The organism is Deinococcus alpinitundrae (assembly GCF_009982895.1).
Classification (GTDB): Bacteria; Deinococcota; Deinococci; order Deinococcales; family Deinococcaceae; genus Deinococcus; species Deinococcus alpinitundrae.
Genome location: NZ_WXZL01000061.1, coordinates 1 through 5,083, shown reverse-complemented (window position 1 = coordinate 5,083; position 5,083 = coordinate 1). Strand labels below are relative to the sequence as shown.

General features: G+C 53.7%; 6 protein-coding genes and 1 pseudogene. 4 read left to right on the top strand and 3 right to left on the bottom strand.

From position 1 onward, the window contains the following. Positions 1-87 precede the first annotated feature (87 nt). The 3 genes and pseudogenes from GUI70_RS24765 to GUI70_RS22100 form a co-directional block, all read right to left on the bottom strand. Positions 88-198 (bottom strand): annotated as a pseudogene (locus GUI70_RS24765) (IS4 family transposase); the annotation flags it as partial. Next, positions 164-838, bottom strand: coding sequence for an MAE_28990/MAE_18760 family HEPN-like nuclease (locus GUI70_RS22105; protein WP_161884440.1), 675 nt, complete (start codon positions 836-838; stop codon positions 164-166). The pseudogene GUI70_RS24765 and the gene GUI70_RS22105, both read right to left, overlap by 35 nt. A gap of 11 nt (positions 839-849) precedes the next feature. Continuing rightward, a complete protein-coding gene (locus tag GUI70_RS22100; RefSeq protein ID WP_161884439.1) occupies positions 850-1,935 on the bottom strand; it encodes a DUF262 domain-containing protein in 1,086 nt (361 codons plus the stop codon). A gap of 300 nt (positions 1,936-2,235) precedes the next feature. On the opposite strand from GUI70_RS22100, the gene GUI70_RS22095 reads away from it, so the two are divergent. From GUI70_RS22095 to GUI70_RS22080, 4 genes are read left to right on the top strand one after another with little or no spacing between them, the layout of a single operon-like run. Next, positions 2,236-3,126, top strand: coding sequence for a DEAD/DEAH box helicase (locus tag GUI70_RS22095; protein ID WP_161884438.1), 891 nt, complete (start codon positions 2,236-2,238; stop codon positions 3,124-3,126). Then, positions 3,113-3,361: a hypothetical protein gene (locus GUI70_RS22090; RefSeq protein WP_161884437.1), complete on the top strand. Its 249-nt coding sequence runs from the start codon at positions 3,113-3,115 to the stop codon at positions 3,359-3,361. Before GUI70_RS22095 ends, GUI70_RS22090 begins: the two co-directional genes overlap by 14 nt. Continuing rightward, entirely contained in the window at positions 3,358-3,852 is a 495-nt protein-coding gene (locus GUI70_RS22085) for an ASCH domain-containing protein (RefSeq protein ID WP_161884436.1), read from the top strand. Before GUI70_RS22090 ends, GUI70_RS22085 begins: the two co-directional genes overlap by 4 nt. Next, a complete protein-coding gene (locus tag GUI70_RS22080) occupies positions 3,849-4,763 on the top strand; it encodes a hypothetical protein (RefSeq protein WP_161884435.1) in 915 nt (304 codons plus the stop codon). Before GUI70_RS22085 ends, GUI70_RS22080 begins: the two co-directional genes overlap by 4 nt. The last annotated feature ends 320 nt before the right edge of the window (positions 4,764-5,083 follow it).

Genomic DNA, 5,083 nt, shown 5'->3' with positions numbered 1-5,083 from the left:
ACGCCTGAAGGTCGGGTGGCAGCGCGTCCGATATGTGCGCCTCCCTGATCGCCTCCTGCACAGCTACCTCCCATCGTGAACTTCAGCCGAGATCAATAACGCGCTCAGTACAGTCAGCCGGCGGGGATCGATCGGGAAGTGTGGTGCAAGCAAGGTGAACAGGTTATCTTGGGGGTGTCGGCTCTGGGCTGTTTTCATCGCGGAAAACACCGTACTGGAGCTGACTTTTCTTGTCTACCCCTGACTTTTGACCCCTAGAGAGGTAGCTGCGTATCAAGTGAATTGTTGAGTCACATATCTTGTTGAAAGATGCGTAGTCGATTGCTGTATATTCTCCGTGAGCAATCCTATTCCTGTTACCTAATAAGTCTTCATCTATGAAATTATAATTCTGTCTATATGGATCACTAGAAATTCCTAAAGAGATAGATATGTTCTCAAATATAGATGACTTCAAATTGGATTCAGTTCTTATTGCTGAAGATATAGAGAATTTTGCGGCTTTTAAGTTTGTATCTAGTATGGATTTTATTACTGATATGTTTTTAGCAGCGGAAAACGATTCCGTAATAGTATTGATATGTTTCTTGACTCCAAAAATCATGAAATTGTCTTTTAATTCACTAAAGTTTAGCCCTCTTGATTCTATGTACATAAGGTACATTTCCGAAGTAGTTTTAATAAATCCTTCCCAATGTGCATACACCAATGCTAGCCCAGCTCTTATTATAGCTTTCTGTGCTAAACCTCCTTGTTGCTGTGCCATTAGTTTGATTTCTGATATTTCTCTTAGTCTCCAAACAATCTCCTGATCCAATCTGTTGGAGAATTCTTCCATAGTTCTAATTTTCATTTAGCGAAAAATTCTGCTCCCAACGGCAGCAATTTAGAGAGTCTTTGTGTCGCTCTTACGCCACTGCCTGAATATTTATTGAAAGTTTTGTTGGACCATAAGCTCTTGACTCTATCAACCAGATCATGGTCATTCTCCTTAGTTCTTAATGACCATCCTGAATAATTAACCAGCAAACTGTAGGCTATCGTCTCAAATGCTGAAAGTGTAAATCCACCTAAAAACCTTCTGCCATCAAATCTCATAAAAGCATTTTCTTGAAAATTTTCATTTAGAAGAGTGAATATAGAATAAAAAGCATCAGTATAATTACTGCTCTGTATGCCCCGTTCAATAAGATTGATCATTGCTATGTCAATATACTCATTAGCGTCTAATTTTCCATCGTAACTCACTTCTCTATAGGCGAGTAACCTCAGTGCTAATTCCATAGGTTTCTGGGTTTTTGCTGCTGGCTCTGTTTGGTTTATGGTAATTACGAAATCGGGATATTCTGACATATTTTTTAACCAAAAATAGAAATCTCTACTAACCATTAGCATGCTTGCATTTCTTATTTCTTGAGGCTCCAGATTAATGCCACCTGTATTTAGACGCTGGAAAAGTTCAAATTTTCCTCTAGTGTCACTTTCCTTTTTTAGAATTTCTACACGTATCCTTGCTCTTCTTATGGATATTTGCAATGCTTTTCCGATACTGTGTTCCCCGTCCCAAGTTGTGTCCTTCAAAGATGGCAGCAGTTTCGTGGCTTCTAATTTTGAAGCGATATACAATTCACCATCTGGTTTTCTGAGTACACCCATAAATTCTAATATAGTAGAAACTCTTTGTAGACCATCTATAAGTTCCCACGTTCCTTCTTCATTAGTGAAAACGAATATTGGAGGTATAGGTATACCCAGCAACAAAGATTCTATGAATCTAGTCTTATGCTTACTAGACCATCTAAATAATCTCTGAAATTCAGGATTTATATCTACTTCTTCGTCTTTATATAAAGATGTGAATTCCCCAATGGACATCTTATAGCTATCGGTAAATATCTTTCTCGCTGACTCATCAATCTCTTGCTGTAAAGGCATACATGTATTCCTTATATTCAAATTTTCTGAGATTTACTAACCATCCTAAGTAATTGAGAATCTTACGGAAGGTTGAACGATATCTTCAAGTTTCCGAAACGGCTGAACTCACAGACTGACCTTGCTGTGTTCCCACATTCGCAGAATCTCTTCGATCAGTTCCTGGTCCCGAATCAACAAGCGAGACTTCAAAGGCTTCATAGTGCGCTCTGAATCGGTAATTACCATCCACCACCCCCAGCACCCTGCCCTGGCCCAAGCTGCGGAGCCTCAGTTGTCCCAGATCGCCAGCACGCCGCCTTGGGGGACGCGGTGGAGAACTTCGCCCGCGTCTGCCCGGAACGGCGCTTCGTGGCCTTCCCACCGGACATCAAGACTTCAGTGGCGCTGCGGGACCGGATGAACGCCGCGGGCTTTTCGTGCATCCACATCGACGGCGGCACGCCGAAGGAGGAGCGCCGGGAGCTGATGCGTGAATTCCGCGCCGGTGAGGTGCAAGGCCTGACCTCGGTGAACATCGCCATTGAGGGGCTGGACGTGCCGGACGTGAGCGCCGTGGTGTTCATGCGCCCCACCAAGAGCGAGCGCATCTGGGTGCAAGCGGCAGGCCGCGGGCTGCGTTCCAGTGAAGGCAAAAGCGACTGCGTGATTCTGGATCACGCCGGAACGCTCATGCAGTTCGGCCCTGCTGAGGACTTCGTGCCGCCCGCGCTGCACAGCAATGAAGGGAAGAAAACCACTGGCAAGGACGCCAAGAAGCGGGAGAAGAAAATCATCATCTGCGAGCGAGAACTCGAAGACGGGCTGCCCTGCGGCGCGGCACTGATCGGGACGCACATCTGCCCAGAGTGCGGCCACGTCCACCACTTCGAAGCCATCCCAGACCACGCGGTGGTGATTCCCGGGCAGCTGGAGGAACTCACCGCTGAGGGCCGACGCCAGCACGCCTACCAGCTGGAGGAGAAGCGGCGCTGGTACGCGGAGCTGCTGGGCTACTGCGCCAACCGGGGCAAGTCACCGGGGCAGGCGTTCTACCTGTACCAGGAGAAGTTCGGCGAGAAGCCGGGCGGGTGGCAGAAGAGCAGCAAGCCGATGCAGCCGAGTGCGGAGGTACTGGGGTTCGTGAAGGCCCGGAATATCGCTTACGCGCGCCGTATGGAGGCTCAGAAGGTGAAGCATGCAGCGGATTGAAGTGGACTGCTCGACCTGGATTGCAGACGCGGACGCGGCGCTCGCCCTCCCAGTCCATCTGGTCCCGTTGATTGCCGCTGCTCAGGCGGACACGCTCAAGAAGGGTCCGGTGCAGTTGGAGAGCGGCATGGTGTTCGACCTGGCCGGATACGTGCTGGCCTGGGCTGAGGACTGGCCCCTGGACATGACGCACCGGCAGCGACGACTGAATGAAGCGCTGAGGGTGATGTCATGACTGAGATACGCGGCCTGACGCTCACCCATCCCTGGCCATGGTGCATCGTCAAGGCTGGAAAGGACGTCGAGAACCGCACCTGGCACCAAGGTGGGCGCGTCGGGATGTTCCTTGCCATTCACGGCGGCGTTGTGCCGGGCCAGAACACGGGCAAGCGGGAAGAAGCCAGGCTCGACCTTGCGGCGGCCTTCAAGATGGTAGGCCTGACTGACGGGATCACGCCGGAAGCGCTGCTGAGCTACGAGATGGGAATGCGCGTGACTGACGAAGATCAGTTCTTCCTACCCGGCATCGTCGCGGTGGCGCAACTTGCCGCCGTCACCCAGAGCAGCACCTCGAAATGGGCTGCCAGAGGTCAGTTTCACTGGCTGCTGGCCGATGTGACGCTGCTTCCTGAGCCGGTGCCGCACCGTGGCGCTCAGGGGTTGTGGACGATAGAACCTGCCGCCCTTGTAGTGGTGCGGGAAGGCTACAGGCAGGGCAGATCATGAGCCTCGCCTACGCTGCGCCCACCTTGCAGGACCGCCGCGCTGCGTTCTGGCAGACCCGCGAAACCGGAAGGCACGCCGAGGCTGTCGCCATCTGGAGCGCGTACCTCGCCTGGCAACTCGCGCCCGGCAATCTCAACAGGCCGCCCAGTGTGTACCTGAATTGGCTTGTGGAGGGTCAGGAAGACGCGCCGGGCGTGGGCAGCCTCTATGACGCCTTTGACCGGGGGCGTGCCCTGCAACTCGGGTACAGCGGCAACCTGACCCGCCTCGCGCAGATCGGAAGCGCGCTGAGACGCGGCCTGACGCGCAGCGACGTGGACAGCTTGACGCCCACGCAGTTGAATGAGCGGCTCAGGAATCTCATTCTCTCGGAATCCGAGAGCAAGAAGACCGTGTTGACCCCGGCCCTGGAACGCTCCCGTGCGCTGCTCAGAGACGCCGATCCCGACGCGCCCACCCACCCGGTCGAGGCCGACGCGCTGAATCTGGCTGTCCTTGAAGCCCTGCCCGCGCCGATCTACCGCGCTGCCGTCCGGGCCGCGCAGGGTGAGGACGCTTCCGGCCTCAGCGACCTGGCCGCCGCGACACTGCCGCCCCGGTACGGCGATTTCGCCAAACGAAGGGGGCACTGCTGGGTGTGCCGTGAGTTGCCGCAGGACAACGAAGTATTCGATCTGCACCACGTCGCTTACGGGAACGCTGAGGCCCGCACCAATGCCCACGCTGAAGTATTGGTGAGCGTTCACCGCCGCTGCCACATTCCCCAGCCGTTCGGTGACACCCAGACCGCCCACAGCCGCACCTTCAGTGTCCATAGCGACCCGGCCCGCCTCTCCGCCCTGCTGGACTACCTGCAAACCGAACACGCCAGGTACGAGCGGTGGATACGCGGCGAGAGCGAGGAGAACTGATTTATGAGTGGAATGACATCAAATGACAGGGGAGTTGAGGAAAAGGGCGACCTGGGGATGCAGCGTGCCATCACTCGGACTGGGCGCGTGCATGCCGCTCGTTCCGTGTGGTCCGCAGAGGATGCCCAACGGTTCGAAGCCACCCCGACAGGACCGGGTGAGCGTGCTGATCCACCTCAGCCGCTCATCACATCCTTACAAGCAACGGATCAATGCCAAGCCCTGGAGTGAACCCAAAACGCAGGACCAGCAGGCAAGTCACTTCTAGGTTGGATGATAGCGGGCAGCGAACTCGGCAGGGGGGACATAGCCAAGACTGG

Coding starts and splice junctions, on each gene's coding strand:
- GUI70_RS22105 (WP_161884440.1), bottom strand. CDS start 838: ATGGAAGAATTCTCCAACAGATTGGATCAGGAGATTGTTTGGAGACTA.
- GUI70_RS22100 (WP_161884439.1), bottom strand. CDS start 1,935: ATGCCTTTACAGCAAGAGATTGATGAGTCAGCGAGAAAGATATTTACC.
- GUI70_RS22090 (WP_161884437.1), top strand. CDS start 3,113: ATGCAGCGGATTGAAGTGGACTGCTCGACCTGGATTGCAGACGCGGAC.
- GUI70_RS22085 (WP_161884436.1), top strand. CDS start 3,358: ATGACTGAGATACGCGGCCTGACGCTCACCCATCCCTGGCCATGGTGC.
- GUI70_RS22080 (WP_161884435.1), top strand. CDS start 3,849: ATGAGCCTCGCCTACGCTGCGCCCACCTTGCAGGACCGCCGCGCTGCG.